This window comes from Streptomyces sp. S063, from assembly GCF_002832675.1.
Lineage (GTDB): Bacteria > Actinomycetota > Actinomycetes > Streptomycetales > Streptomycetaceae > Streptomyces > Streptomyces sindenensis.
On record NZ_CP021707.1, the window covers coordinates 6,585,684 to 6,609,867 of the forward strand.

General features: G+C 72.2%; 20 protein-coding genes, 2 pseudogenes and 1 riboswitch. Of the genes and pseudogenes, 13 read left to right on the forward strand and 9 right to left on the reverse strand.

Annotated features, from left to right (window positions below; all coding sequences use genetic code 11):
- Positions 1 to 89 precede the first annotated feature (89 nt).
- Positions 90 to 1,640 (forward strand): NCS1 family nucleobase:cation symporter-1, encoded by a 1,551-nt coding sequence (locus CCZ36_RS29940; protein ID WP_069737269.1) that lies wholly within the window; start codon positions 90 to 92, stop codon positions 1,638 to 1,640.
- On the opposite strand, the gene CCZ36_RS29945 is transcribed toward CCZ36_RS29940, so the two are convergent.
- The gene (locus CCZ36_RS29945; protein WP_069737268.1) at positions 1,627 to 2,388 is read right to left on the reverse strand and encodes a hypothetical protein; all 762 of its coding nucleotides are present in this window, start codon (positions 2,386 to 2,388) and stop codon (positions 1,627 to 1,629) included. The two genes, CCZ36_RS29940 and CCZ36_RS29945, sit on opposite strands and share 14 nt — an antisense overlap.
- Before the next feature lie 200 nt (positions 2,389 to 2,588).
- Between CCZ36_RS29945 and CCZ36_RS29950 the strand changes: the two genes are divergently transcribed.
- The gene (locus CCZ36_RS29950; protein ID WP_069742184.1) at positions 2,589 to 2,975 is read left to right on the forward strand and encodes a hypothetical protein; all 387 of its coding nucleotides are present in this window, start codon (positions 2,589 to 2,591) and stop codon (positions 2,973 to 2,975) included.
- A gap of 170 nt (positions 2,976 to 3,145) precedes the next feature.
- A complete protein-coding gene (locus CCZ36_RS29955) occupies positions 3,146 to 4,654 on the forward strand; it encodes an amidase (protein WP_128818988.1) in 1,509 nt (502 codons plus the stop codon).
- A gap of 10 nt (positions 4,655 to 4,664) precedes the next feature.
- Here the strand turns inward: CCZ36_RS29955 and CCZ36_RS36470 are convergent, their stop codons facing one another.
- Positions 4,665 to 4,799, reverse strand: a complete 135-nt coding sequence (locus tag CCZ36_RS36470; protein ID WP_257791375.1) for a hypothetical protein — start codon at positions 4,797 to 4,799, stop codon at positions 4,665 to 4,667.
- 95 nt (positions 4,800 to 4,894) lie between these two features.
- Here CCZ36_RS36470 and CCZ36_RS29965 point away from each other — a divergent pair, with 95 nt between their 5' ends.
- The 3 genes from CCZ36_RS29965 to CCZ36_RS29975 all read left to right on the forward strand — a co-directional run bounded on the left by CCZ36_RS29965 (position 4,895) and on the right by CCZ36_RS29975 (position 9,191).
- Positions 4,895 to 5,125, forward strand: a complete 231-nt coding sequence (locus CCZ36_RS29965; protein WP_443069827.1) for a hypothetical protein — start codon at positions 4,895 to 4,897, stop codon at positions 5,123 to 5,125.
- A 104-nt stretch (positions 5,126 to 5,229) separates the two neighbouring features.
- Positions 5,230 to 7,452, forward strand: coding sequence for an NADP-dependent isocitrate dehydrogenase (locus CCZ36_RS29970; protein ID WP_069737264.1), 2,223 nt, complete (start codon positions 5,230 to 5,232; stop codon positions 7,450 to 7,452).
- Between the two features lie 158 nt (positions 7,453 to 7,610).
- Positions 7,611 to 9,191 (forward strand): molybdopterin-dependent oxidoreductase, encoded by a 1,581-nt coding sequence (locus tag CCZ36_RS29975; protein ID WP_128818989.1) that lies wholly within the window; start codon positions 7,611 to 7,613, stop codon positions 9,189 to 9,191.
- 119 nt (positions 9,192 to 9,310) lie between these two features.
- On the opposite strand, the gene CCZ36_RS29980 is transcribed toward CCZ36_RS29975, so the two are convergent.
- Both CCZ36_RS29980 and CCZ36_RS29985 read right to left on the reverse strand, forming a co-directional pair.
- Positions 9,311 to 10,177, reverse strand: a complete 867-nt coding sequence (locus tag CCZ36_RS29980; RefSeq protein ID WP_128818990.1) for an oxygenase MpaB family protein — start codon at positions 10,175 to 10,177, stop codon at positions 9,311 to 9,313.
- Positions 10,178 to 10,238: 61 nt separating this feature from the next.
- Complete coding sequence (locus CCZ36_RS29985; RefSeq protein ID WP_069737261.1) at positions 10,239 to 11,303, reverse strand: lipoate--protein ligase family protein; 1,065 nt, start codon at positions 11,301 to 11,303, stop codon at positions 10,239 to 10,241.
- Between the two features lie 285 nt (positions 11,304 to 11,588).
- On the opposite strand from CCZ36_RS29985, the gene CCZ36_RS29990 reads away from it, so the two are divergent.
- Complete coding sequence (locus CCZ36_RS29990) at positions 11,589 to 12,080, forward strand: MarR family winged helix-turn-helix transcriptional regulator (protein WP_069737260.1); 492 nt, start codon at positions 11,589 to 11,591, stop codon at positions 12,078 to 12,080.
- Positions 12,081 to 12,098: 18 nt separating this feature from the next.
- On the opposite strand, the pseudogene CCZ36_RS29995 reads toward CCZ36_RS29990, so the two are convergent.
- Positions 12,099 to 12,335: pseudogene (locus CCZ36_RS29995) on the reverse strand (IS5/IS1182 family transposase); the annotation flags it as partial.
- 30 nt (positions 12,336 to 12,365) lie between these two features.
- Between CCZ36_RS29995 and cobF the strand changes: the two are divergent.
- The gene (gene cobF, locus CCZ36_RS30000) at positions 12,366 to 13,244 is read left to right on the forward strand and encodes a precorrin-6A synthase (deacetylating) (protein WP_069737259.1); all 879 of its coding nucleotides are present in this window, start codon (positions 12,366 to 12,368) and stop codon (positions 13,242 to 13,244) included.
- Between the two features lie 10 nt (positions 13,245 to 13,254).
- Here cobF and CCZ36_RS30005 read toward each other — a convergent pair whose 3' ends face one another.
- Entirely contained in the window at positions 13,255 to 13,452 is a 198-nt protein-coding gene (locus CCZ36_RS30005; RefSeq protein ID WP_006128668.1) for a hypothetical protein, read from the reverse strand.
- A 433-nt stretch (positions 13,453 to 13,885) separates the two neighbouring features.
- Positions 13,886 to 14,100, forward strand: a riboswitch (cobalamin riboswitch).
- Between the two features lie 164 nt (positions 14,101 to 14,264).
- On the opposite strand from CCZ36_RS30005, the gene metE reads away from it, so the two are divergent.
- From metE to CCZ36_RS30030, 3 genes are all read left to right on the forward strand, one after another.
- On the forward strand, positions 14,265 to 16,589 hold the full coding sequence (metE, locus tag CCZ36_RS30015) for a 5-methyltetrahydropteroyltriglutamate--homocysteine S-methyltransferase (protein WP_128818992.1): 2,325 nt from the start codon (positions 14,265 to 14,267) through the stop codon (positions 16,587 to 16,589).
- Positions 16,590 to 17,153: 564 nt separating this feature from the next.
- A complete protein-coding gene (locus tag CCZ36_RS30025; RefSeq protein ID WP_237302763.1) occupies positions 17,154 to 18,707 on the forward strand; it encodes a pyridoxal phosphate-dependent decarboxylase family protein in 1,554 nt (517 codons plus the stop codon).
- 70 nt (positions 18,708 to 18,777) lie between these two features.
- Positions 18,778 to 20,175, forward strand: a complete 1,398-nt coding sequence (locus CCZ36_RS30030; protein WP_128818994.1) for a lysine N(6)-hydroxylase/L-ornithine N(5)-oxygenase family protein — start codon at positions 18,778 to 18,780, stop codon at positions 20,173 to 20,175.
- A 65-nt stretch (positions 20,176 to 20,240) separates the two neighbouring features.
- On the opposite strand, the gene CCZ36_RS30035 is transcribed toward CCZ36_RS30030, so the two are convergent.
- Together CCZ36_RS30035 and CCZ36_RS30040 are read right to left on the reverse strand one after the other, a co-directional pair.
- Positions 20,241 to 21,203 (reverse strand): electron transfer flavoprotein subunit alpha/FixB family protein, encoded by a 963-nt coding sequence (locus CCZ36_RS30035; protein ID WP_128816916.1) that lies wholly within the window; start codon positions 21,201 to 21,203, stop codon positions 20,241 to 20,243.
- 66 nt (positions 21,204 to 21,269) lie between these two features.
- Positions 21,270 to 22,055, reverse strand: coding sequence for an electron transfer flavoprotein subunit beta/FixA family protein (locus CCZ36_RS30040; protein WP_069737254.1), 786 nt, complete (start codon positions 22,053 to 22,055; stop codon positions 21,270 to 21,272).
- Positions 22,056 to 22,224: 169 nt separating this feature from the next.
- Here CCZ36_RS30040 and CCZ36_RS30045 point away from each other — a divergent pair.
- Both CCZ36_RS30045 and CCZ36_RS30050 read left to right on the forward strand, forming a co-directional pair.
- A pseudogene (locus tag CCZ36_RS30045) lies at positions 22,225 to 22,955 on the forward strand (TetR family transcriptional regulator).
- A gap of 125 nt (positions 22,956 to 23,080) precedes the next feature.
- Positions 23,081 to 23,449, forward strand: a complete 369-nt coding sequence (locus tag CCZ36_RS30050; protein WP_010072666.1) for a Zn-ribbon domain-containing OB-fold protein — start codon at positions 23,081 to 23,083, stop codon at positions 23,447 to 23,449.
- A 25-nt stretch (positions 23,450 to 23,474) separates the two neighbouring features.
- Here the strand turns inward: CCZ36_RS30050 and CCZ36_RS30055 are convergent, their stop codons facing one another.
- Positions 23,475 to 24,170 carry a type 1 glutamine amidotransferase domain-containing protein gene (locus CCZ36_RS30055; RefSeq protein WP_069737282.1) on the reverse strand — a complete coding sequence of 232 codons (696 nt, stop codon included), beginning with the start codon at positions 24,168 to 24,170 and terminating at the stop codon, positions 23,475 to 23,477.
- Positions 24,171 to 24,184: the final 14 nt, after the last annotated feature.

A 24,184-nucleotide genomic window follows, 5' to 3' on the forward strand; every position in this document is an offset into this window, starting at 1 on the left:
GCCCCGCCTCCGACCCCGCTGCCCGTCCGTACGCGCCCCCCCCCGCGTCGCCCCGCACGGCACCGCTCCCGAGCGAAGGGCTCCACCGCATGACCGCCACCGTCCCACCCACCCCACCGCCCCCGGACGCGATACCCGCGCCCCCCTCCGACGCGTCCGGCCGCGTCGAACTCGACCCCGGACAGCTCCCCGACGACCCCCGCTTCGCCAACGACGACCTGCTGCCCGTCCCCGTGGAGCGGCGCACCTGGACGACGTACAACTTCGCGGCCCTGTGGATCGGGATGGCCCACAACATCCCGTCCTGGCTGCTCGCCTCCGGTCTGGTGGCGCTCGGCATGGACTGGAAACAGGCCGTGTTCACCATCGCGCTCGCCAATGTGATCGTGCTGGCCCCGATGCTGCTGACCGGCCACGCCGGACCCAAGTACGGCATCCCCTTCCCCGTTCTGGCCCGCGCCTCCTTCGGTCTGCGCGGCGCCAATCTGCCCGCCCTGATCCGGGCCGCCGTCGCCTGCGCGTGGTTCGGCATCCAGACCTGGATCGGCGGCGTCGGCATCTTCACGCTGCTCGGCAAGATCTTCGGCGGCTGGGCCGGCGCGGCGGAGATCGGCGGGCAGCCCTGGACGCTCTGGCTCTGCTTCGTCCTCTTCTGGGCCCTCGAACTGGCCATCATCTACCGGGGGATGGACACCCTGCGCCGCTTCGAGAACTGGGCGGCGCCCTTCGTCCTGGTCGGCGCGGTCGTGCTGCTCATCTGGGTCGCGGTCAAGGCGGGCGGTTTCGGTCCGCTGCTGGACCAGCCGTCCGCGCTCGGCTGGGGCGCCGACTTCTGGCCGGTCTTCTTCCCCTCGCTGATGGGCATGATCGCCTTCTGGTCGACGCTCTCCCTCAACATCCCCGACTTCACCCGCTTCGGCGCGGGCCAACGCGCCCAGATCCGGGGCCAGTCGCTGGGTCTTCCGACCACGATGACGTTCTTCGCCCTGCTGTCGGTCTTCGTCACCTCCGGTTCGCAGGCGGTGTACGGGGTGGCCCTCTGGGACCCGGTCCAGCTCGTCGCCCGGACCGACAACGTCTTCGGCCTGGTCTTCGGTCTGGTCACCGTGCTGATCGCGACGGTCTCGGTGAACATCGCGGCGAACGTGGTCTCACCCGCGTACGACCTGGCGAACCTCGCGCCGAAGCTCATCAGCTTCCGGACCGGGGCGCTGATCACGGGCGTGATCGGGGTCGTCATCATGCCCTGGAAGCTCACCGAGACGCCCGAGCTGTACATCTTCACCTGGCTGGGCCTGGTCGGCGGTCTGCTCGGTACGGTGGCGGGCATCCTGATCGCCGACTACTGGATCGTCCGCCGTACCGTCCTCGACCTGGCCGACCTCTACCGGCCGGGCGGCCGGTACTGGTACCGGAGCGGCTGGAACTGGCGGGCGGTGGCTGCCTTCGCGGTCGGCGGCGTCCTCGCGGTGGGCGGTTCGCACTCGGCCCCCGGGAAAGGTCCGTTCCCCGCGGACGGCCTGATCCCGTTCCTGAAGCCGCTGGCCGACTACGGCTGGGCGGTCGGGCTCGGCTCCTCACTGCTGCTGTACGTGGCGCTGACGCGGCGGTCGTCGACCCGGCCGGTTACACCGGCTTGATGCTGCGGCCCAGCAGGGCGGTGATGTCCACCGTCTCGTCCGCCGAGGGAGTGGCCGTGGGCACCGGCCGGTCGAAGCCGGAGAAGTCCACGGTCCCTTCCCCGTCACCGCCCCGCACGGTGATCCGCACCGGGTACGGCGTGCCCTCGGCGGCCACATGGACCGTCAGGCGCTCCCCGCCCTCGGCCCGGGTCACCGGGACGGTCGGCGCGCCGTTCACCTCGGTCCTCGCGCCCTTCGTCAGCCCGTCGAAATCGGCGTCGCCGGCGTTGTCCGTCATCAGCTCGCGGAACGTGTCCAGATCGCAGACCTCGGTCACCTCCAGCAGCCGGGGGTCATCGGCCCCGGCCTTCATGTAGCGGCCGTCGAGGATCTCGTCGAAGGTGGAACCGCCGATCGGGACATGCTTCTTCCAGAAGGCGGCGTCCGGTTTCAGCCAGACGTCGTCGCCGCGTTTCACGATCTCCACCGAACCGTCGTCGCCCATGTCCACCCCGCCCGCGCAATTCCCCTCGCGGTCCAGGGTGAGGTCGATGTTCATCTCCTCCCCGGTCCCGTCGACGCTGCCGCGCGCGCTCAGATGCAGGGACCGGACGTCGACCAGGGCGTCGCGGGCGCGCTCGGCGATCTCCTCGGCGGGGAGCGTGTCGATGTCGTCGTCAGCCTGCGCGAGGGTGCCACCCGTCACGGTGAGAGCGACGGCCGCCGCACCCGCGGCCGCCCGGGCGGCCCATCGGTGTCCGCTCACGTCGCCTCCTCGGAAAGGCCCCGGTCAGGGCGTGCGAACCACGATGACCGGCACATTCGAGCGTACGCCGGGAGTCGGGGCGCCGCCCGGCGCGCGTACGGAGAGTGAAGCGCCACGGTGTTTTCGACCACGGAGCGTGGGCAGAGCTGCGGTGATCCCGCCCGGGGTCACGCACGTACGCAGCACGAAGGAGACCATCGATGAACCTGTTCACGGGGACGAGGAGTAAGCGCGGCACGGTCGCGGGGAAGCGCTCCCGGTCCGTCCTGCGGGCGCTCGCCGCCGCAGCGACGGTGGCCGCGCTGGGGGTCTCGGTCACGTCGGCGACCGCGACCGCCGCCCCGGCCGCGATCCCGCCCGGCCTGTCCTGCGACACCGGCAAGCACGCCATCGACGAGTACACGGGCTTCGCACTCTGTCGCAACAACGGCAGCCAGACGCAGACCTTCTGGGTTCATCTCGTCTGCGGCTGGGCTCCGGACGTGGACGGCAATCATGTCACCCTCAGGCCCGGCGAGTCCGGCCAGTCCACCGCCCACTGCGGGAAGATCGGCACCGGAATCGGCGAGATCCACGTACGCCCGTGATGCCGGAGCTGTGAGAACCGGCGACACCGGCCGCACCGGCCATTCCCGCAACGGCTGGAGCGGCCCTACCGGTTGAGCGTGCCGCCTCCTCTCGTTACCCTCCAGTAAGTACGTGTGGGCGCAGCCGGGACGACCGGCCGGCCCCGCGACCCGAGGGAGGCGGCACGCCCATGTCCTCAGCGGAGCCCACCGAAGCCGAGCCGCCCGGAGCGCGACCCACCGGGCAGACCGGCCCGGCCGTACGGGAGCCGGGTCGCGCCCCCCGCCCGGCGGCCCCTGCCCCGCCGCCGCTCCCCGGACTCGCCGAGAGCGCGCGCCGGCTCGCCGACGCCACCACCTCCTCCACCGCACTCGTGGCCGACGCCCTCGCCCGTATCGAGGCCTCACAGCCCACCCTCAACGCCTTCCGCCACCTGCGGGCCGAGGCTGCCCTCGCCGAGGCTGCGGAGGCCGACCGCAGGCTCGCGGCGGGGGAGCGGCTGCCGCTCCTGGGCGTACCGGTCGCCGTCAAGGACGACACCGATGTGGCGGGGCTGCCCACGCACTTCGGCTGCGACGGCGACCTGCCCCCGGCCGCGTCCGACAGCGAGGCGGTCCGCCGGCTGCGCGCCGCCGGAGCCGTCGTCGTCGGCAAGACCAACTCCTGCGAACTGGGCCAATGGCCCTTCACCGAGGGATCCGCCTTCGGCGCCACCCGCAACCCGTGGAACACCGCGCACACCCCGGGGGGTTCGTCCGGTGGTTCCGCCGCCGCTGTCGCCGCCGGGCTCGTCCCCGCAGCGCTCGGCTCGGACGGCGCAGGATCCGTGCGCATCCCCGCCGCGTGGACGCACCTCGTCGGCATCAAGCCGCAGCGCGGGCGCATCTCGGTCCACCCGCACAGCGACTCCTTCCAGGGGCTCACCGTCAACGGCCCCCTCGCTCGTACGGTCGCCGACGCCGCGCTGCTCCTGGACGCCGTCGCCGGGGCGCACCCCGAGGACCTCCACCGGCCGCCCGCCGTACGCGCTTCCGACGCCGCCCGCCGCGACCCGGGCCGTCTGCGCATCGCGCTCGCCTGGCGCCCCCCGCTCACCCTCACCGGCGCCGGGCCGGACCCGGAGGTGCGCCGGGCCGTCACCGCGCTCGCCGACACCCTCGCCCGGCTCGGCCACCACGTCGAGGAGGCCCGCCCCCGGTACGGGCTGATCGGTCTCGCCTTCGTGCCCCGTGCCACCGTGGGCATCGCCGAGTTCGCCGCCCGGCACCCCGAACCGGCCCTGCTCGACCCGCGCACCCGCAGCGCCCTGCGCACCGGGACGCGGCTGGGCGGCCGGGTGGTGCGGGCCGCCCGCGCCCGCGAAGTGCGCCAGCACCGCAGGATCGGCGCCCTCTTCGACGCCTCCGGGTTCGACGTGCTCCTCACCCCGACCACGGCCGCGCCGCCGCCCCGGATCGGCCGGTTCGACGACCTGAGCGCCTGGCGCACCGACATCGCGATGGCGGCCGCCTGCCCCTACGCCTGGCCGTGGAACGTCCTCGGCTGGCCCGGCGTGAACGTCCCGGCCGGCTTCACCCGCTCCGGCCTCCCGGTCGGCGCCCAACTGCTGGGCCCCTCCCGCAGCGAGGAGCGACTGATCGCGCTCGCCGCCCAACTGGAGGACGACCGCCGCTGGTTCGACCGGCGCCCCCCGGCCTGACGGCCGCCGCTCACGCGCGGGCCGCGCCTGTCATCCCCTCCGCCACCCGCTCCACGGCCGGCATCGCGCCGAATGCCACCCGGCGGACCTGACCCTGATCGGTGTACGGCTCGACCCGACAGGACTTCACGTCCTCGTCGGTCATGCGGTACGGGGCCCGCGCCGCGAGCAGCGCCGGCCGGGCCCCGGCCGCTCTGCCCGGTCCGGCGGCCCCGCCCCGCCGCGCTCGGCGGCAGCGGCATGCGTGAACGCGTCGCGGTCCTCGGCGGCACCCTGTCCGCCGCCCCGCGCCCGGACGGCGGCTTCGCCGTCCACATGGTGGTCACTCCCTGCACCGCCAAGGCCCATGTGAGCCGCGCGATGAGCAAGCTCGGGGCCCGCGACCGGGCCCGGTTCGTCGTCTTCGCGTACGAGTCCGGGCTGGTCGAGCCCCGGTCGTGGCGTGATGGCGGCCCGGCCCCCGCCCGCTGACGTGTCCACGGTGCGTGAAGCCGTGCGGGGGCCTTGTGGAGCCCGGCACGCCGAAGAGATATCTTGATGTCAAGCAATGTTGCAGACGTGGAGCGGAGCACCCGGTGACTGACTCGACCATCATCTATACGCACACCGACGAGGCCCCTGCCCTGGCGACCTACTCGTTCCTGCCCGTCGTCGAGGCCTACGCCTCGACCGCAGGCGTCACGGTCGAGCGCCGTGACATCTCCCTCGCGGGCCGGATCATCGCCAGTTTCCCGGAGCACCTCAAGGCCGAGCAGCGTATCGATGACGCACTCGCCGAGCTGGGCGAGCTGGCCAGGACGCCCGGCGCGAACATCATCAAGCTGCCGAACATCTCGGCGTCGATCCCGCAGCTCAAGGCCGCCATCGCCGAGCTCCAGGAGCAGGGCTACGCACTCCCGGACTACCCGGACGACCCGCAGACCGACGCGGACAAGGACGTCCGCGCCCGCTACGACAAGGTCAAGGGCAGCGCCGTGAACCCGGTGCTGCGCGAGGGCAACTCCGACCGGCGCGCCCCCGCCTCCGTCAAGAACTACGCCAAGGCCCACCCGCACCGCATGGGCGCCTGGACGGCCGACTCGAAGACGAACGTCGCCACCATGGGCGTCGACGACTTCCGCTCCACCGAGAAGTCCGCGGTCATCGCCGAGGACGGCACGCTCCGCATCGAGCTGCACGGCGACGACGGCACCACCACCGTGCTCCGCGAGTCCGTACCCGTCCTGAAGGGCGAGGTCGTCGACGCGGCCGTCATGCGCGTCGCCGCGCTGCGCGAGTTCTTCACCGCGCAGGTCGCCCGCGCCAAGGCGGAGGGCGTGCTGTTCTCGCTGCACCTCAAGGCCACCATGATGAAGGTCTCCGACCCGATCATCTTCGGCCACGCGGTCCGCGCCTTCTTCCCGAACACCTTCGCCAAGTACGGCGACCAGCTCGCCGCCGCGGGCCTCACCCCCAACGACGGGCTGGGCGGCATCCTCAAGGGCCTCGGCTCGTTGCCGGGTGTCGGCGCCGAGATCCAGGCGTCCTTCGAGGCCGAGCTCGCCGAGGGCCCCGCCCTCGCGATGGTCGACTCCGACAAGGGCATCACCAACCTGCACGTCCCCAGCGACGTCATCGTCGACGCCTCCATGCCCGCCATGATCCGCACCTCGGGTCACATGTGGGGCCCCGACGGCAACGAGGCCGACACCATCGCCGTCCTCCCGGACAGCAGCTACGCCGGTGTCTACCAGGTCGTCATCGACGACTGCCGCGCCAACGGCGCCTTCGACCCGGCCACCATGGGCTCGGTGCCCAACGTCGGGCTGATGGCGCAGAAGGCCGAGGAGTACGGCAGCCACGACAAGACCTTCGAGATCCCCGCCACCGGCACCGTGCGCGTCGTCGACGCGAGCGGCGCGGTCGTGCTGGAGCAGGCCGTCGGCGCCGGCGACATCTTCCGCATGTGCCAGACCAAGGACCTGCCGATCCAGGACTGGGTCAAGCTCGCCGTCACCCGCGCCCGCGCCACCGGCAACCCGGCCGTGTTCTGGCTGGACGAGACCCGCGCGCACGACGCCAACCTGATCGCCAAGGTCAAGACGTACCTCGCCGACCACGACACGGACGGCCTGGACATCTCCATCAAGTCCCCGGTCGAGGCCACCGCCTTCTCCCTGGAGCGCATCCGCCGCGGCGAGGACACCATCTCCGTCACCGGCAACGTGCTCCGTGACTACCTCACGGACCTCTTCCCGATCCTGGAGCTGGGCACCAGCGCCAAGATGCTCTCCGTGGTCCCGCTGATGAACGGCGGCGGCCTCTTCGAGACCGGCGCGGGCGGCTCGGCCCCCAAGCACGTCCAGCAGCTCGTCAAGGAGAACTACCTCCGCTGGGACAGCCTGGGCGAGTTCCTGGCCCTCGCGGTCAGCTTCGAGCACCTGGCCACCACCACGGACAACGCGCGGGCCCAGGTCCTCGCCGACACCCTGGACCGGGCGACGGGCACCTTCCTCAACGAGGACAAGTCCCCGAGCCGTCGCCTCGGCGGTATCGACAACCGCGGCAGCCACTTCTACCTGGCCCTCTACTGGGCGCAGGAGCTGGCGCAGCAGACGGACGACGCCAAGCTCGCCGAGGCGTTCGCGCCGCTCGCCAAGACCCTGTCCGAGCAGGAGGAGACCATCGTCGCCGAGCTGATCGCGGTGCAGGGCTCCCCGGCCGAGATCGGCGGCTACTTCCAGCCCGACCCGGCCAAGGCCGCGGCGGTCATGCGCCCGTCCGCCACGTTCAACAACGCGATCGCGTCCCTCGCCTGAGGTGACGTGAGACCGGGGCGGCCGAGTCGCCCCGCCCGTGACCGCCCCGGTCGGCCCTGGTGCCGACCGGGGCGGTCCGCGTGCGCCTACTCCCCGAACGGGTGGGCTCACGGACCCGAACGGGTGGCCGGGGCAATCCGGCGGCCTCCCGGTTCCGAATGAGGACCGTGAGGATCAACCGCACCGCCCTGACCCGCCCCGCCCTCGCCGCCCTGAGCGGGCTGCTCGCGGGGTTCGCCGCGCTGACCGTCGCCGAACTCGTCTCGGCCGCCGTCAGACCCGAGTCGAGCCCCGTCACGGCGGTCGGCGGCGCCGCCATCGACCGGACGCCCACGGGGGTGAAGGACTGGGCGATCCGTACGTTCGGCGAGAACGACAAGATCGTCCTCCAGCTCGGCATCGTCACCACGCTCGCCCTCTTCGCCGTCGCCGTCGGCCTGCTCGCGCTGCGCCACCGGCGTACGGGCTCCGCCGCCGTCCTGGTCTTCGGCGTGGTCGGCACGGCGGCCGCCGTCAGCAGGCCCGACGCCACCGGGTTCACCGACGGGCTGCCGTCCCTGGTCGGTGCGGTGGCCGGGGCCATCCTGCTGTACGTCCTCGTCGGCAGGCTCACCGCCGAGCGCGCGCGGCCGCAGGGCGAGGAGAGCGGCTGGGACCGGCGCGGCTTCCTGATCGCGGCCACCGCGGCGGCCGCCGCATCCACCGCCGCCGGAGCCGTCGGCCGGGCGCTCAACGGCCGCAGCGCCCAGGACGCCATCGCCTCCCGGGACGCCGTACGGCTGCCCGCCCCGGCCTCCCCCGCCCGGCCCGTCCCGGCGGGAGCCCAGCCGAGGGTGCGGGGCATCAGCCCGTTCACCACGCCCAACGACACGTTCTACCGGGTCGACACCGCCCTCGTGATCCCCAAGGTCGACGCGAACACCTGGCGGCTGCGCGTCCACGGCAAGGGCGTACGGAAGGACCTGGAGTTCAGCTACCAGGACCTGCTGAACCGGCCGCTGATCGAACGCGAGATCACCCTGTGCTGCGTCTCCAACGAGGTCGGCGGCCCCTACATCGGCCATGCCCGCTGGATCGGCGTCCGCCTGGCCGATCTGCTCAAGGAGGCCGGGGTCAAACCGCCGTCCCGGGGCGGCGAGGCGGACCAGATCATCGCCCGCTCGGTGGACGGCATGACGCTCGGCACCCCCGTCGAGGACGTCATGGACGGCCGGGACGCGATGCTCGCCGTAGGTATGAACGGTGAGCCGCTGCCGTTCGTCCACGGTTTCCCCGTCCGGATGCTCGTCCCCGGACTGTACGGGTACGTCTCGGCCTGCAAGTGGATCGAGGACATCGAGCTCACCGCCTTCGACGCCTACGACGCGTACTGGGTGAAGCGCGACTGGGCCCGGGAGGCCCCGATCAAGACCCAGTCCCGGATCGACACCCCCAAGCCCTTCGCGCGCCCCGAGGCGGGCACGGTCATGGTCGCCGGGGTGGCCTGGGCCCAGCACCGGGGCATCGAGAAGGTCGAGATCCGGATCGACGACGGCCCCTGGCGGCCCGCCCAACTCGCCGACCAGGCCACCGTCGACACCTGGCGCCAGTGGACCTACCCCTGGAAGGCGACCCCCGGCAGCCACACCCTCACCGTCCGCGCCACCGACGGGACGGGCGAGACGCAGACCGAGAAGCGCACGAAGACCGTCCCGGACGGGGCGAGCGGATGGCACTCGGTGGTCGTCAGCGTCGACTGACCTGGATCGCCCCGGAACTGGACTGCCGGTGCGAAGCCCCTGCCCGGACCCGCCGGTCTGCGGATGGATGTGCGCCCGTCCCCGGCGACGGACACCGGCCGCCGGCACCCGGGCGGTCCTCAGCCTCCCGCAGGCGGGGTCATCGCCCACCGGATGGTCTTGGTCAGGGCCTTTCCGGCGGGACGTACGCAGATCTCCTCCACGCCCGGCACCCGGGGCAGCCGCAACGGCTCCCGGGCCCACGGCGGGAGCGCGGCCACGGCGTTCGCGGCGAGCACGGCGTACGGAGGACGGGCCGGCCAGGGCAGTGGCGGGTGCAGCAGGATGAAGCGGGCGGCGTCCAGGGCCTCCTGGGTGGCGCGCAGCTCGGGGCGGTAGGCGGCGATGCGCGCGGCCAGTTCCGCCCGGTCGTGCGGCGGGTCGGGGATGCCGAGGGCCTCGGCCACCGTCGCCATGTCGTGGAGGTAACCGTCGCACCCCGCCCCGTCCAACGGGTTTTCCCCGTACCGCTGGTGGGCGCGGAGGAAGCTGTCCGCCTCGGCGATGTGCACCCAGCACAGAAGGTGCGGATCGGCGGCGTGGTACGGCTCCCCGCAGGGCGTGGTCCCGCGCACTCCCTCGTGCACGGACCGTACCCGGTCCACCGCTTCCTGGGCGTGCTCGGCCGTGCCGAACGTGGTCACCGCCAGGAACGTGCTGGTCCGCTGGAGCCGCCCCCACGGATCGCCCCGGAACCCCGAGTGGCCCGCGACGGCGGCCATGGCGAGAGGGTGCAGCGACTGGAGGAGCAGGGCGCGCAGCCCGCCGATGAACATGGACGCGTCCCCGTGCACCCGCCGCACCGGCCGGTCCGGGCCGAACCAGCGGGGGCCGGGGGTGTCGTGGATCCGGGCCCGGTTCTCCGGCCCGGAAGGCCCCGCCACCCGGGCGAAGAGGTTCTTGCCGAGCCGCTCCCGTATGCCGGAGCCGGACGCCGCCTTGTCCATGGACCCAGTATGCGGGCACCGATCCGGTGGGCGGCGGCCGAGCCCACCCGGCGAGGGAGCCCTACGGCACCCGGGCCGTCCACTCCGGCGTGGCGAACTTCGTCCGTACGAGCTCCTGGGCGCGGGCGAGCTCGGCGTCGGTCACGCTTCCGGTGGTGAGGCCGTGGCGCCTGCGGAACGAGTCGATCATCCGCTCGATCACCACCTGGCGTGGCAGCCCGGTCTGCCGCCGCAGCGGGTCCACGCGCTTCTTCGCCGACCGGGTGCCCTTGTCCGACATCTTCTCCTTCCCGATGCGGAGCACCTCCAGCATCTTGTCGGCGTCGATGTCGTACGCCATCGTCACGTGGTGGAGCACGGCCCCCGGGCCGCCGTCCGGCCCCACCACCCGCTTCTGCGCGGCCCCCGCGATCTTGCCGACCTCGGTGGCGATGTCGTTGAGCGGCTGGTACCAGGCCTTGATGCCCATGTCCGCGAGGGCTTCCAGGACCCAGTCGTCCAGATAGGCGTAACTGTCGGCGAAGGACAGTCCCGACACCAGCGCCTGCGGCACGGCGAGCGAGTACGTGATGGTGGAGCTGGGCTCGGCGAACATCGCGCCTCCTCCCGAGATCCGGCGTACGACGTCGACGCCGTGCCGCTCCGCGCCCGCCGGGTCCACCTCGTTGCGCAGCGACTGGAAGCTGCCGATGATCACGGCGGGGGCGTCCCATTCCCAGACCCGCAGGGTCGGCGGCCGCAGCCCCGCCGCGACCTCGGCCGTGATCACTTCGTCCAGCGCCATGTGCAGCGCGGGCGACTGCGGAGCCTCGTGGATCAGCTGCCAGTCGTAGTCGCTCCACTCCGTGGCCCGCGCCAGGGCCCGGCGTACGGCGACGGCGACGCCCTCCGCGCTCAGTCCCAGCATCACCGTGGAGTCGGGCAGCGCCGCCTCGATCCGGGCCGCGAGCCCGGCGGTGTCGGTGGTGGCGGGGGCGCCCTCCAGCGCCGCGTCGATGGCGAGGATCGCCTCGTCCGGTTCGAGGAAGAAGTCCCCGGCGACCCGGACGTCCCGCAACGCCCCGCCCTCCACCTCCAGGTCCACCACGACCAGCTTGCCGCCGGGAACCTTGTACTCACCGTGCACAGCGCCGCCTCCAGCTCTCTCCAGGGTCCGGCTCGCCACATGAGCCAGACACAACCGGATACAACGCGCATCACGGTATGGATCATCCCCGGTGCGGCGCGTGGACGCGGCCGGATGGGGCGAGGCCGAGAGCGGGCCAGCCTGCGGTGGCGGCCGTCGCCGTGGCCAGGGAGACGGTTCGATGACGAGCCCTCCAGTGCGCTCGGCCCGGCCGCGCAGTCCTTGAGGCGGGGATCCAGCGTTCGCCAGTGACCACGTGTACGGCGGCGGTGTAGCGTCGCGATCATGAAACCGTTAAGCGACAGCATCACTGACCAGGCGCCGGCTGATCCGTCCGCCACGGACGACGTGTTGGCCAGCCAGCCCGTCGGCTACTGGGCCGGCCTTGTGCACGAGGCCGTGACCCGGCGTCTGCGTGACGCCATGGCCAAGATCGACGTCACCCAGCCGCAGTACTGGGTACTCAACCGAGTATCCGGCGGGCCCACGGCACCCGGCCGTGAAGAGGTGATTGCCCAGCTGACCCCTCTCGCGGGCGGGCAGCACGAGATCCCTCGGGTGATCGACCAGCTGCTGCACCGAGGCTGGCTACGGATCGACGCCGACCAGAACCTGGACCTCACCGATGCAGGCGAGGCTGCCAGGGTCCGGCTGCGCGGGCTGGCCACGGAGCTGCGCGCGGAGGTCCACAAGGGCATCAGCGACGAGGAGTACGTGGCCGCGCTGAAGGTACTGCGCACGATGATCGCCAACGTCGAGGGAGACGGGAGCTCCTAGCCACTTCGTTGCGGTTCGTCAGCTGCGGGTCCACATGAGGATGGCGGCGAGGCCGAGGGCGCCCTGGTGGGCGATGGCGAGTTTGTCGGTCCGCATGGCCAGGCCGCGCCAGTGCTTGAGCCGGTTGGTGCATCGCTCGACCGCGTTGCGCTGCTTGCGTACCTCGGCGTCGAAGGCGAGTGGTCGGTCTCGCAAGCGGTGGCAGATCTGGTCGGAGGGCTGGGGGATGGCAGCGCGGACTCCTCGTCGGCGGAGCACGCTCCAGTCCTGGCATGATCGGCAGACATGGCAGACACCGCAGACGTCAGCGAAGCCCCCCGGCACCTCCTCGTCATCGGCATGGGCGCGGGCGACCCCGACCATCTGACCCTCGCCGCGGTGAAGGCCATGCGCAGGGCCGACGTGTTCTTCGTGCTCGGCAAGGGCAAGGAGAAGGAGTCACTGACCCGGCTGCGGCGCGACATCCTCGACGAACATCTCACCGGCCCCTACCGCGTGGTGGAGGCCGACGACCCGTGGCGCGACCGTACTCAGGGCGATGCCGCGCGTTACACCTCGGCGGTGCACGACTGGCGTCACCGCCGTGCGGACATCTGCGAACGCCTGATCATCGAGGAGCTGGCACCGGGGCAGTGCGGAGCCTTCCTGGTGTGGGGCGATCCGGCGCTGTACGACAGCACGCTCGCCGTCCTCGACGACATCCGGGGGCGCGGCACGGTGGAGTTCGGCCATGAGGTGATTCCCGGCATCAGCAGCGTCTCCGCCCTCGCCGCCCGGCACCGCGTCACCCTGAACCAGGTCGGCCGCCCCATCCACATCACCCCCGGCAGACGGCTGGCCCAGGGCTTCCCCGAGGACGACGGCGACATCGTCGTGATGCTCGACGGCCATGAGACCTTCACCCATCTGACGGGCCGGGGCCTGTGGATCCACTGGGGCGCGTACATCGGGACCCCCGACGAGATCCTGGTCTCCGGCCCGCTCGACGAGGTGGCCGGCGAGATCAGCCGTGTGCGCGCGGAGGCCCGCGAACGGCACGGCTGGATCATGGACACCTACCTGCTGCGGCAGGGGCCGCGCGACGAGAAGTCGGCGGGCGACGAGGAGGCGGCGGGCCGCCCGGCGGACGGCACGGACGGTTCGGTGGGCGGCCCGCTCGGCTGACGGTCCCGGGTCAGCGCCGGGACTCGTGCTCCCGGATGACGCCCAGTCCATGGCCGAGGCTCGGGCACTCGGCGCTCAGATCGTCACCCCGGACCAGGTAGTTGTCCACCCGGCCGCCTGTCGGCCGCTCGATGGCGCGGTACTGCGTGCCGTTCACGGTGATCGTCCAGTCGTCGCCGTCCTGGGCCCACCCAACTGTCTTCTTCATATGACGTTTTCCGTTCCTCGATCGGCACCGCCGGGGATCGGCGGGCCGTGTAGTGGGAAGAAGAACGGCTTGTGACGCTCCGTGGTTCCGCATTCCCCTACGCCATTCGGTTACATCTGGGTCACTGCCTCCGCACAGTCGAGACGCATGATCTGACCGGCGGTCAGGGAGCGGGTGGCGAACAGCCGAACGATCGGGGAACCCATGACGCCCACCACCGGGCAGAACCGTCTGCGCGGTGGTGCTGGAAGTTCTCCGCGGCTGGGGCTGCGGGAGATCGGCCGGTGTGCCGGTGTATCGCACGGCGTCCCGCGCCGCCGCACCGGACCACCACCGGGCGGCGCGGGGCGCGGACGGCCGGAAAGGGCCGCCCCGTGTCCCACCTCACCGTCCGGAGTGCGAACGACGGTGTGCGCCCGGCGGTCGTCCCCTTAGGCTGACCGGTGCAGCTGGTTCGCCCTGTCCGCCAGGCAGGGTGTCGTAAGAGGGAACCCGGTGGGAATCCGGGACTGCCCCGCAGCGGTGAGTGGGAACGACCGCCGTCATACGCACTGGGCCCGACCGGGCCCGGGAAGCGACGGCCATTAGGTGTCTGCCCCGGCAGACGTGCCCGCGAGTCCGAAGACCTGCCCGTTGCCCGCACGCGACCGTTCGCGTGCGGAGATCTCGGTGACCTCGTGGGTGGGTCGGCGTAACCATCAGGTGGACGGGCACAGTTCGACGTGTCCGGTGTCCGCCCGATGTGTCATCCCTTCGCGTCCGCGTCCCGTCCCGGGGTCTGCACCGCAGACACGCTCGCGAAGGAGAGTCACGTGACAGCGAAGCCCGCAGCCGCGGCAGCACGGGCCACCGTGTACGGCTACCCCCGCCAGGGTCGGAACCGTGAACTGAAGAAGGCCATCGAGGGCTACTGGAAGGGCCGCGTCAGCGCCGACGCCCTCCGGCAGACCGCAGCCGACCTGCGCCGGGCTACCTGGCAGCAGCTCGCCGAGGCCGGTGTCCACGAAGTGCCGACCGGTGATTTCTCGTACTACGACCATGTCCTGGACACCAGTGTCATGGTCGGCGCTCTCCCCGAGCGGCACCGCGACGCGGTCCGCGCCGACGCCCTCGACGGCTCCTTCGCCATGGCCCGCGGCACGCAGGACGTCGCGCCGCTGGAGATGACGAAGTGGTTCGACACGAACTACCACTACCTGGTGCCCGAGCTGGGTCCGGACACGGTGTTCACCGCCGACTCCGCCAAGCAGGTCGCGGAGTTCAAGGAGGCCCTCGCGCTCGGCCACATCCCGCGCCCGGTCCTCGTCGGCCCCGTCACCTATCTCCTGCTCGCCAAGGCGGCCCCCGGTGTGGCCGCCGACTTCGAGCCGCTGACCCTGCTGGACCGGCTGCTGCCCATGTACGCCGAGGTCCTCGCCGACCTGCGTGCGGCGGGCGCCGAGTGGGTGCAGCTCGACGAGCCCGCCCTCGTCCAGGACCGCACCCCGGCCGAGCTCAGCGCCACCGCCCGCGCCTACCGCGACCTCGGCGGCCACACCGACCGGCCCAAGCTGCTGGTGGCCTCCTACTTCGGGCGGCTCGGCGAGGCCCTGCCGGTCCTGGCCAAGGCCCCCGTCGACGGGCTGGCACTCGACTTCACCGAGACCGGCGCCGGGAACCTCGACGACCTCGCGGCGGCCGGGGGGCTGCCCGGCAAGCGACTGGTCGCCGGTGTCGTCAACGGCCGCAACATCTGGATCAACGACTACGAGAAGTCCCTCGCCACCCTCGGCACCCTGCTCGGTCTCGCCGGCCAGGTCGACGTCTCCGCCTCCTGCTCCCTGCTGCACGTCCCGCTGGACGCGAAGGCCGAGCGGGACATCGACCCGCAGATCGCCCGCGGGCTCGCCTTCGCCAAGCAGAAGACGGCGGAGATCGTCGTCCTGGCCCGCGGTCTGACCGCCGGCACGGACGCCATCACCGCCGAACTCGCCGCCAACCGCGCCGACCTGGCCGCCCGCGCCTCCGCCGCGATCACCCGCGATCCGGCCGTACGCGCCCGTACGGCGGCCATCACCGATGCGGACGGCCGCCGCTCCCATCCGTACGCCGAGCGGACCGCCGCCCAGCGGGCCCACCTCCGGCTGCCGCTGCTGCCGACGACCACCATCGGCTCGTTCCCGCAGACCTCCGAACTGCGCACGGCGCGGGCGGATCTGCGGACGGGCCGGATCGACGAGGCCGGGTACGAGGAGCGCATCAAGGACGAGATCCGCGAGGTCCTCTCCTTCCAGGAGAAGGCCGGGATCGACGTCCTGGTGCACGGCGAGCCCGAACGCAACGACATGGTGCAGTACTTCGCCGAGCAGCTCACCGGCTACCTCGCCACCCAGCACGGCTGGGTCCAGTCCTACGGCACCCGCTACGTCCGCCCGCCGGTCCTCGCCGGAGACGTCTCGCGCCCCGAGCCGATGACCGTGCGCTGGACCGCGTACGCGCAGTCGCTCACCGACCGCCCCGTCAAGGGCATGCTCACCGGGCCGGTCACCATGCTCGCCTGGTCCTTCGTCCGCGACGACCAGCCGCTCGGCGAGACCGCCCGCCAGGTGGCCCTCGCCCTGCGCGACGAGGTCAATGACCTGGAGGCGAACGGGACTTCGGTGATCCAGGTCGACGAACCCGCGCTGCGCGAGACACTCCCGCCGCGCGCCGCCGACCATGCCGGGTACCTGGAGTGGGCGACGGAGTCCTTCCGGCTCGCCACCGCCGGAGTGCGGCCGGACACCCAGATCCACACCCACATGTGCTACGCCGAGTTCGGCGACATCGTCCAGGCCATCGACGACCTCGACGCCGACGTCATCAGCCTGGAAGCCGCCCGCTCCCACATGCAGGTCGCCCGCGAGCTGGCCGCCCACGGCTACCCGCGCGAGGCTGGACCCGGCGTCTACGACATCCACTCACCCCGCATCCCCAGCACCGAGGAGGCAGCGGCCCTTCTCCGCAAGGGACTTGAGGCGATCCCGGCCGAGCGCCTGTGGGTGAACCCCGACTGCGGCCTGAAGACCCGTGGCTGGCCCGAGATCCGGGCCTCCCTGGAGAACCTGGTCGCCGCCGCGCGGGGGATCCGCGCGGAGCTGCCCACCGAAGCGGCGTGATCCGGGCCCGGTGCGGGAGCGGCCACCGTCGCTCCCGCACCGGGTGCCCATCCGCACCGGTGTGTCCGAGCCCGCTGATAGCGTGCCGCTTCGGACCGAAGGGCGGCGGGGCGGTGGCACGGCATGCGCCACGACGACCCGTCCCCGCGGCGCGTGCGCGAACTCGCCGGGCCCCGCACCCTGCTGCCGCTCGACACCCTCGCCCCGGCCGCCGTCGCCGTCCAGGTGCACCGGTGGGAACCGGGCGTCCGCTCCGGCTGTTTGCCGGCCGAACTGCTGGGACCGACGGACGCACTACGCCGGGCGGCGGAGTCGGAATCCGGCAACTGGGGCCCCTCGTACGCGAAGCAGCCTCCCGAGCGGGCGGGTCACGCATCATCCACACCCCCGAAGTTAGGTTAACCTAACCGCCGAGCCCCGGTGGTGGATCTTTCCGCCTCAGGGGCCGCCCGCGCGGCCCCGCTGCCGTGCGCCTCGTCCGCACCCCGACAGAAGGTCCTCGCCATGCCGTCTGCTCCGCCTCCGCCACCCGGTGAACACTGCGCGAAACGTGCGGAGTTGGGCGTGAGCTCCGGTACGCCGACGGCTCCTGGTGGTGGCGAAGGCGTACGGGGAGGACGCGTCGCGGGCGGTGCGCACGGGCCGGAACACCTGCGGGCCCTCACCGCCGTCGTCCTGGACGCCCTGGCGGAGGCCGCCCCGGCCCGGGGTGGCCCGCTGCCCGCCGGAGGGCCCGAGGCCGTGGAGCAGGACACGCGCGCCCTCTGCTCCCCGGTCCTGCCGGAGGAGGGCATCGGACCCGAGGTCGCGCTCGGGGACCTCGTGCGCGCGGTCGCGGAAGGGGCCGCGGACCCGGCCGACCCCGCCTGCGTCGCCCATCTGCACTGCCCGCCCCTCGCCGTGGCCGTCGCGGCGGACCTGGCGGCGGCGGCCCTCAACCCCTCCATGGACTCCTGGGACCAGGCGCCCGCAGCCGGGGTGATCGAGAAGCTGACCACGGCCGCCCTGGCCCGCCTCGTCCACCCGAGCGCCCCCGCCCCCGACGCGCTCATCACCAGCGGCGGCACCGAGTCCAACCTGGTCGCCCTGCTCCTCGCCCGGGAACGGACGGCAGGCGGCCCGCTGCGGGTGGTGACCGGCGCCAACGCCCACCACAGTGTCCACCGCGCCGCCTGGATGCTCGGCCTGCCCGCCCCCACGGTCGTCGCCTGCGACAACGGCAGGATCGACCCGGCCGCCCTCGACCGTGCCCTGACCGGGCTCGCCGGAGCACCGATCCTGGTCGTCGCCACCGCCGGGACCACCGACGAGGGGCGCATCGACCCGCTGCCGGAGATCGCCCGCATCGCCGAACGGCACACGGCCCAGCTCCACGTCGACGCCGCGTACGGCGGTCCGCTGCTGTTCAGCGACCGCCTGGCCGCACAGCTCGCGGGCCTGGAGCGCGCCGCCACCGTCACGTTCGACCTGCACAAACTCGGCTGGCAGCCCGTCGCCGCCGGGGTGCTGGCCGTCGCCGACGCCGGGATGCTCGCCCCGCTGGCCCTGCGCGCCGACTACCTCAACGCCGACGACGACACCGAGGCCGGCCTCCCGGACCTGCTGGGCCGCTCGATCCGCACCACCCGACGCCCCGACGCCCTGAAGATGGCGGTCACCTTCCGGGCTCTCGGGCGTCGGGGGCTCGGGGAACTGGTGGAGCACTGCGTACGGACGGCCCATGAGTTCGGCCGGGCCGTTGAAAAGCACCCTCAACTCCGCCTGCGCCCCGGCGGGATCGGGATCAGTACCGTGCTGTTCCGCCCTGCCGCGGCCGACACGCTGGACGACGAGGCGGGCGACGCCGTGGTCGCCGTGGTCCGCCGCACCCTGCTCGCCGAGGGACGCGCCGTTCTCGGGCGGGCGGTGGCGGAGGACGGGGACGGCCACAACCGCCTCTGGCTGAAGGCCACCCTGCTGCACCCGAACGCCGTGACGGCCGATCTGCTCCCGCTGCTCGACCTCGTCACGGCGGCGGCGGACCGCGCCGTGAGCGCATCGGCCGCGGACCGCGGAGCGTCCGAAGCCCCGGCGGCCCACGGTACCGGGGCCTCCGGGACGGAAAGGCTGTCGCCATGACGTCGACGATGCGCACGACTCGCCCGGGACCGACCCTCGCCGTACTCGCGACCCCCGCCGGAGGAACCCGATGACACCCGGACCGCGCACGCCGCCCCTCGACCTGCTGGGGGTGGGGGCAGGGCCCTTCAACCTCTCGCTCGCCGCACTCGCCGACGGTGTCCCGGGGCTGCGCGCCGCCTTTCACGAGCAGCGGGCAGCCTTCCACTGGCACCCCGGGCTGCTCATCGAGGGCGCGACCCTCCAGGTGCCCTTCCTGGCGGACCTGGTGAGCCTCGTCGAGCCCACCAGCCCCTGGTCGTACCTCAATTACATCAAGGTCCGCCGCAGGCTCTTCCCGTTCTATTTCGCCGAGCGCTTCCACATCCACCGCTCGGAATTCGACAACTATCTGCGCTGGGTGAGCACCGAACTGCCCTCCACCCGCTTCGGCCACCGCGTCGAGACGGTCGCCTGGGACCCTGGACAGGGCGCGTTCGCCGTGGAGTTCACCCGGCTCGACCCCGACGGGGAGGCCCTGACGACCGGGCTGGCCCATGCCCGTAACCTCGCCCTCGGCGTCGGCACGGCACCCCATGTCCCCGAGCCGCTGCGGGAGCTGGTCCGGGACCCTGCCTCCGTCGTGCTGCACTCGGCGGACTATCTCGCCCAGCGCGACCGGCTGCTGGCCGCCCGCCACATCACCGTCGTCGGCTCGGGCCAGTCGGGCGCCGAAGTCCTGCTGGACCTGCTGCGATCGAGGCCCGAGGGGGCGGAGGGGCTGACCTGGCTGGCCCGTACGCCGGCCTTCGCGCCCATGGAGTACAGCAAGATCGGCCTGGAGCAGTTCACCCCCGACTACACCCGCTACTTCCACGGGCTCCCGCAGGCCACCCGGGACCGGCTCCTGCCCCGCCAGTGGCAGCTCTACAAGGGCGTCAGCGGGGACACGCTCGGGGACATCCACGACGAGCTGTACCGGCGCAGCCTCGGCGGCGACTGGCCCGACGTCACCCTGACCCCCGGCATCGAGGTCACCGGGGCCGCCACCACGGGGGAGGGGCGCGTCGAACTGAGCGTCGAGCACGGCCAGCAGGAGGTGAAGGGCCGACTCGTCACGGACGCCGTCGTCCTCGCCACCGGCTACCGGGAGCGCCCCGTCGACACGCTGCTCGCCGCCCTCGACCCGTACGTCGTGCGCGACGAGGCGGGACGTCCACAGGTCGACGCGGCCCAACGGCTGGTACTGGCACCGGAGATCGCCGGTTCCGTCTTCGTGCAGAACGCCGAACGGCACACGCACGGCGTCGGCACACCGGATCTGGGCCTGGCCGCCTGGCGGTCCGCCGTCATCGTCAACGCGCTGACGGGCAAGGAGTTCTACCCGCTGCCGGAGCGCACGGCGTTCACCACGTTCGGCCTCGGCACACAGGACCGGGACGGGGACGACCGGGCTCCCTCGGCGCGTCCGGCCGAAGACCGAAGCTGACAGACGCGGCCGGGCCGCGCGGTGGGGTTCACCGTGCGGCCCGGCCACGTCCGTGCACCAGGAGGTCAGCCCTTGCGGGTGTTGATCTCCTCGGTGAGCTGGGGAACGACGGTGAAGAGGTCGCCGACGACGCCGTAGTCGACGAGTTCGAAGATCGGGGCCTCGGCGTCCTTGTTGATCGCGACGATCGTCTTCGAGGTCTGCATCCCCGCCCGGTGCTGGATGGCACCGGAGATCCCCGAGGCGATGTACAGCTGCGGGGAGACGGACTTGCCCGTCTGCCCGACCTGCGAGGTGTGCGGGTACCAGCCCGCGTCGACCGCCGCACGCGACGCGCCCACCGCAGCCCCCAGCGAGTCGGCCAGCGCCTCGATCAGCGGGAAGTTCTCCGCACCGTTGACCCCACGGCCCCCCGAGACCACGATCGCGGCCTCGGTCAGCTCCGGACGCCCGCTCGACTCCCGCGCCGTCCGGGAGGTGACCTTCGTACCCGTCGCGCCCTCACCGAACGACACCGACAACGCCTCCACCGCACCCGCCGCCGCGGCCGGCTCGACCGGCGCCGAGTTCGGCTTCACCGTGATCACCGGAACACCCCGGGAGACCCGGGACCTGGTGGTGTACGAGGCGGCGAACACCGCCTGCGTCGCCACCAAACCCCCGTCCCCCGCCTCCAGATCGGTGGCGTCGGTGATGATGCCCGACCCGATCCGCAGCGCCAGACGCGCCGCGATCTCCTTGCCCTCCGCGGAGGACACCACCAGCACCGCCGCCGGCGAGACGGCCTCGAACGCCGCCTGCAACGCATCCACCTTCGGCACCACGAGGTAGTCCGCGAACTCCGCAGCCTCCGAGGTCAGCACCTTCACCGCACCGTGCTCACCCAGCACCGGCGCGGTCGCCCCCGCACCCGCACCCAGCGCGACCGCGACCGGGTCACCGATCCGACGCGCCAGCGTCAGCAACTCCAGGGTCGGCTTACGGACCGCACCATCCACATGATCGACCAGAACCAGAACATCAGCCATGACAACGCACTCCAGACGAGAAGAAGAGAGGGAGGGGAAGAAGGAGGAAGGACCGCACGCGCGGGATCAGATGAACTTCTGGCCCGCGAGGAACTCGGCGAGCTGCCTGCCGCCCTCACCCTCGTCCTTCACGATCGTGCCCGCCGTCCGCGCCGGACGCTCCGTCGCCGAGTCGACCGCCGTCCACGCACCCGCCAGACCCACCTCGTCCGCCTCCAGCCCCAGATCCTCCAGATCCAGCGACTCCACCGGCTTCTTCTTCGCCGCCATGATCCCCTTGAACGACGGGTAACGCGCCTCACCCGACTGGTCGGTCACCGACACCACCGCCGGCAACGACGCCTCGAGCTGCTCCGTCGCCGTGTCACCGTCACGCCGCCCGGTCACCACACCCCCGGCCACCGACACCTCGGACAACAGCGTCACCTGCGGCACACCCAGCCGCTCCGCCAGCAGCGCCGGCAGCACACCCATCACACCGTCCGTCGACGCCATACCGCAGATCACCAGGTCATAACCGGTCTTCTCGACCGCCTTCGCCAGCACCAGCGACGTACCCATCACATCCGTGCCGTGCAGATCGTCGTCCTCGACGTGAACCGCCTTGTCCGCACCCATCGACAACGCCTTGCGCAACGCGTCCTTGGCATCCTCCGGACCCACCGTCACCACGGTGACCTCCGCATCGTCCGCCTCGTCCGCGATCTGCAACGCCTGCTCGACCGCGTACTCGTCCAGCTCCGACAACAGACCGTCGACATCCTCACGGTCCAGCGTCAGGTCATCGGCGAAACGCCGGTCACCGGTCGCGTCGGGCACGTACTTCACACAGACAACGATCCTCAAGCTCACGCCGGCTCTCCTGCCTACCTGGGTGTGGTCCCACCTGGGTGTCATTCGTACTGATGAGGAGACTATGGCACTCAGTACCCTCTGTAAAGGTACCGAGTGCCAAAACCCGTCCTCCGGTGCTACGTTTCGCCGCATGAGCGAGGCGCGAGGACCCGAGAAGAAGGCACCCATGCGGGAGGTGCTGGCGCAGGCCGCCTTCCAGCTCTTTCTCGAGCGGGGCTTCGAGAGGACGACCGTGGACGACATCGTGGCGCGGGCCGGGGTGGGCCGGCGCTCGTTCTTCCGCTACTTTCCGTCGAAGGAGGACGCGGTCTTCCCGGACCATGAGCGCTGCCTGGCGGAGATGACCCAATTCCTGGCCACCGCCGACGACGGTGATCCGGTCGGCGCGGTGGCCGATGCGGCGCGCATCGTGCTGCGGATGTACGCGGCCAACCCCGAGTTCTCCGTGCAGCGCTACCGCCTCACCCGGGAGGTGCCGGGGCTGCGGACGTACGAGCTGTCCGTGGTGCGCCGCTACGAGCAGACCCTCGCCGGGCATCTGCGGAGCCGGTTCGGCGCGGACGGCGACGGGGCGTTGCGGGCCGAGGTGATCGCCGCGTCCGTGGTCGCCGCGCACAACAACGGGCTGCGGCTGTGGCTGCGCTCGGGCGGTGAGGGGATCCCGAGGCGGCGGTCGACCACGCGCTCGCCCTGGTGCGCGAGGTGTGGGGGCGGCCCACCGCCTCAGCCGTCCCGGCCGCCCCCGAGGCCTCTGCCGGCCCCGCCGTCCCGGCTGTTCCCCTGGCGGTCTCCGGCGGCGGTGACGGCGACGGTGAGGTGGTGGTGATGGTCGCGCGGAAAGGCACCCCGATGTGGCGCGTCGTGCAGCAGATCGAGTCGGCCGTCGGCGAGAACTGAGTATCAATGGGCACTCAGTGCCTTTACGGCCCGGCACTCAGTGCCATATGGTGCGGACGCGCCGGCAGTGCAGGTGCGGCGCGTCCGAGTCGAGCGCAGGGGGTCGAGCCGTGTCCCAGACAGGAATGGGTACCGTCCAGAAGGCGCACGAGGAGTGCGGCCTTGCCTACCACCGCTGCCGCTGGTGCGGCACCGCCTCCTTCCGGCGGCTGCTGTGCCCGGTGTGCGCGTCCAGCGAACTGGAGCCCGAACGCACCACCGGCGACGGCGTCATCGTCCGGACCGCCGTCATCCACCGCTACACCGAGGCGGCGCGCAACGAGTCCCTGGTGCGGTTCTCCGAGGGCTTCGTCTTCCGCTGCCGGATCGTGGGGGCGGCCCCGCACCTGGTGACGGTCGGCGCACGCGTCCGGCCCGTCTCCGGGGACGAGCCGGAGACGGGCGAGGTGGTGCTGGAACTCTGCGAGCCCCCCGCGCGGCAGGACTGGATCTGAACGGACCCGGTCGCCGAGTGGGCGGTCAGCCGAGCCGGTCGACCAGTTCGGCGGCCAACGGGGCGGACGACGCGGGGTTCTGACCGGTGATCAGGTTGCGGTCGGTGATGATGAACGGCGCCCAGGGCTCACCTTCCTGGAACTCCGCGCCCGCCGCCACCAGCCGGTCCTGGAGCAGCCACTTGGCCTTCTCCGCGAGGCCCGCCTGGCTCTCCTCGGCGTTGGTGAAGCCGGTCAGCCGGTACCCGGCGAACGCGTTTTCGCCGTCGGGGCCGGTCGCGGCGAGCAGCGCCGCCGGACCGTGGCAGACCACACCCAGCGGCTTCCCCGAGGCCAGCGCGGCGGTGAGCAGCCGGCCGGAGGCCTCGTTCACCGCGAGGTCCTCCATCGGGCCGTGGCCGCCGGGGTAGAACACCGCGTCGTACGCGTCCAGATCCACGTCCTCCAGCGCGACGGGCCGCCGCAGCTCCTCGAACGCGTCGAGCGCGGCCGCGACCCGGTCGGCGCCTTCCCGGCCGCCGTTGACCTCGGGTGCCAGGCTGCCGCGGTCCACGGTCGGGACGACGCCGCCCGGGGTGGCGACGACCACCTCGTGGCCGGCGGCGGTGAGGGTCTCGTACGGGGTCACGGCCTCCTCGGCCCAGAAACCCGTGGGGTGCTTCGTACCGTCCGCCAGGGTCCAGTGGTCCGCGCCGGTCACCACGAAAAGGATCTTTGCCATGTCGTACATCTCCG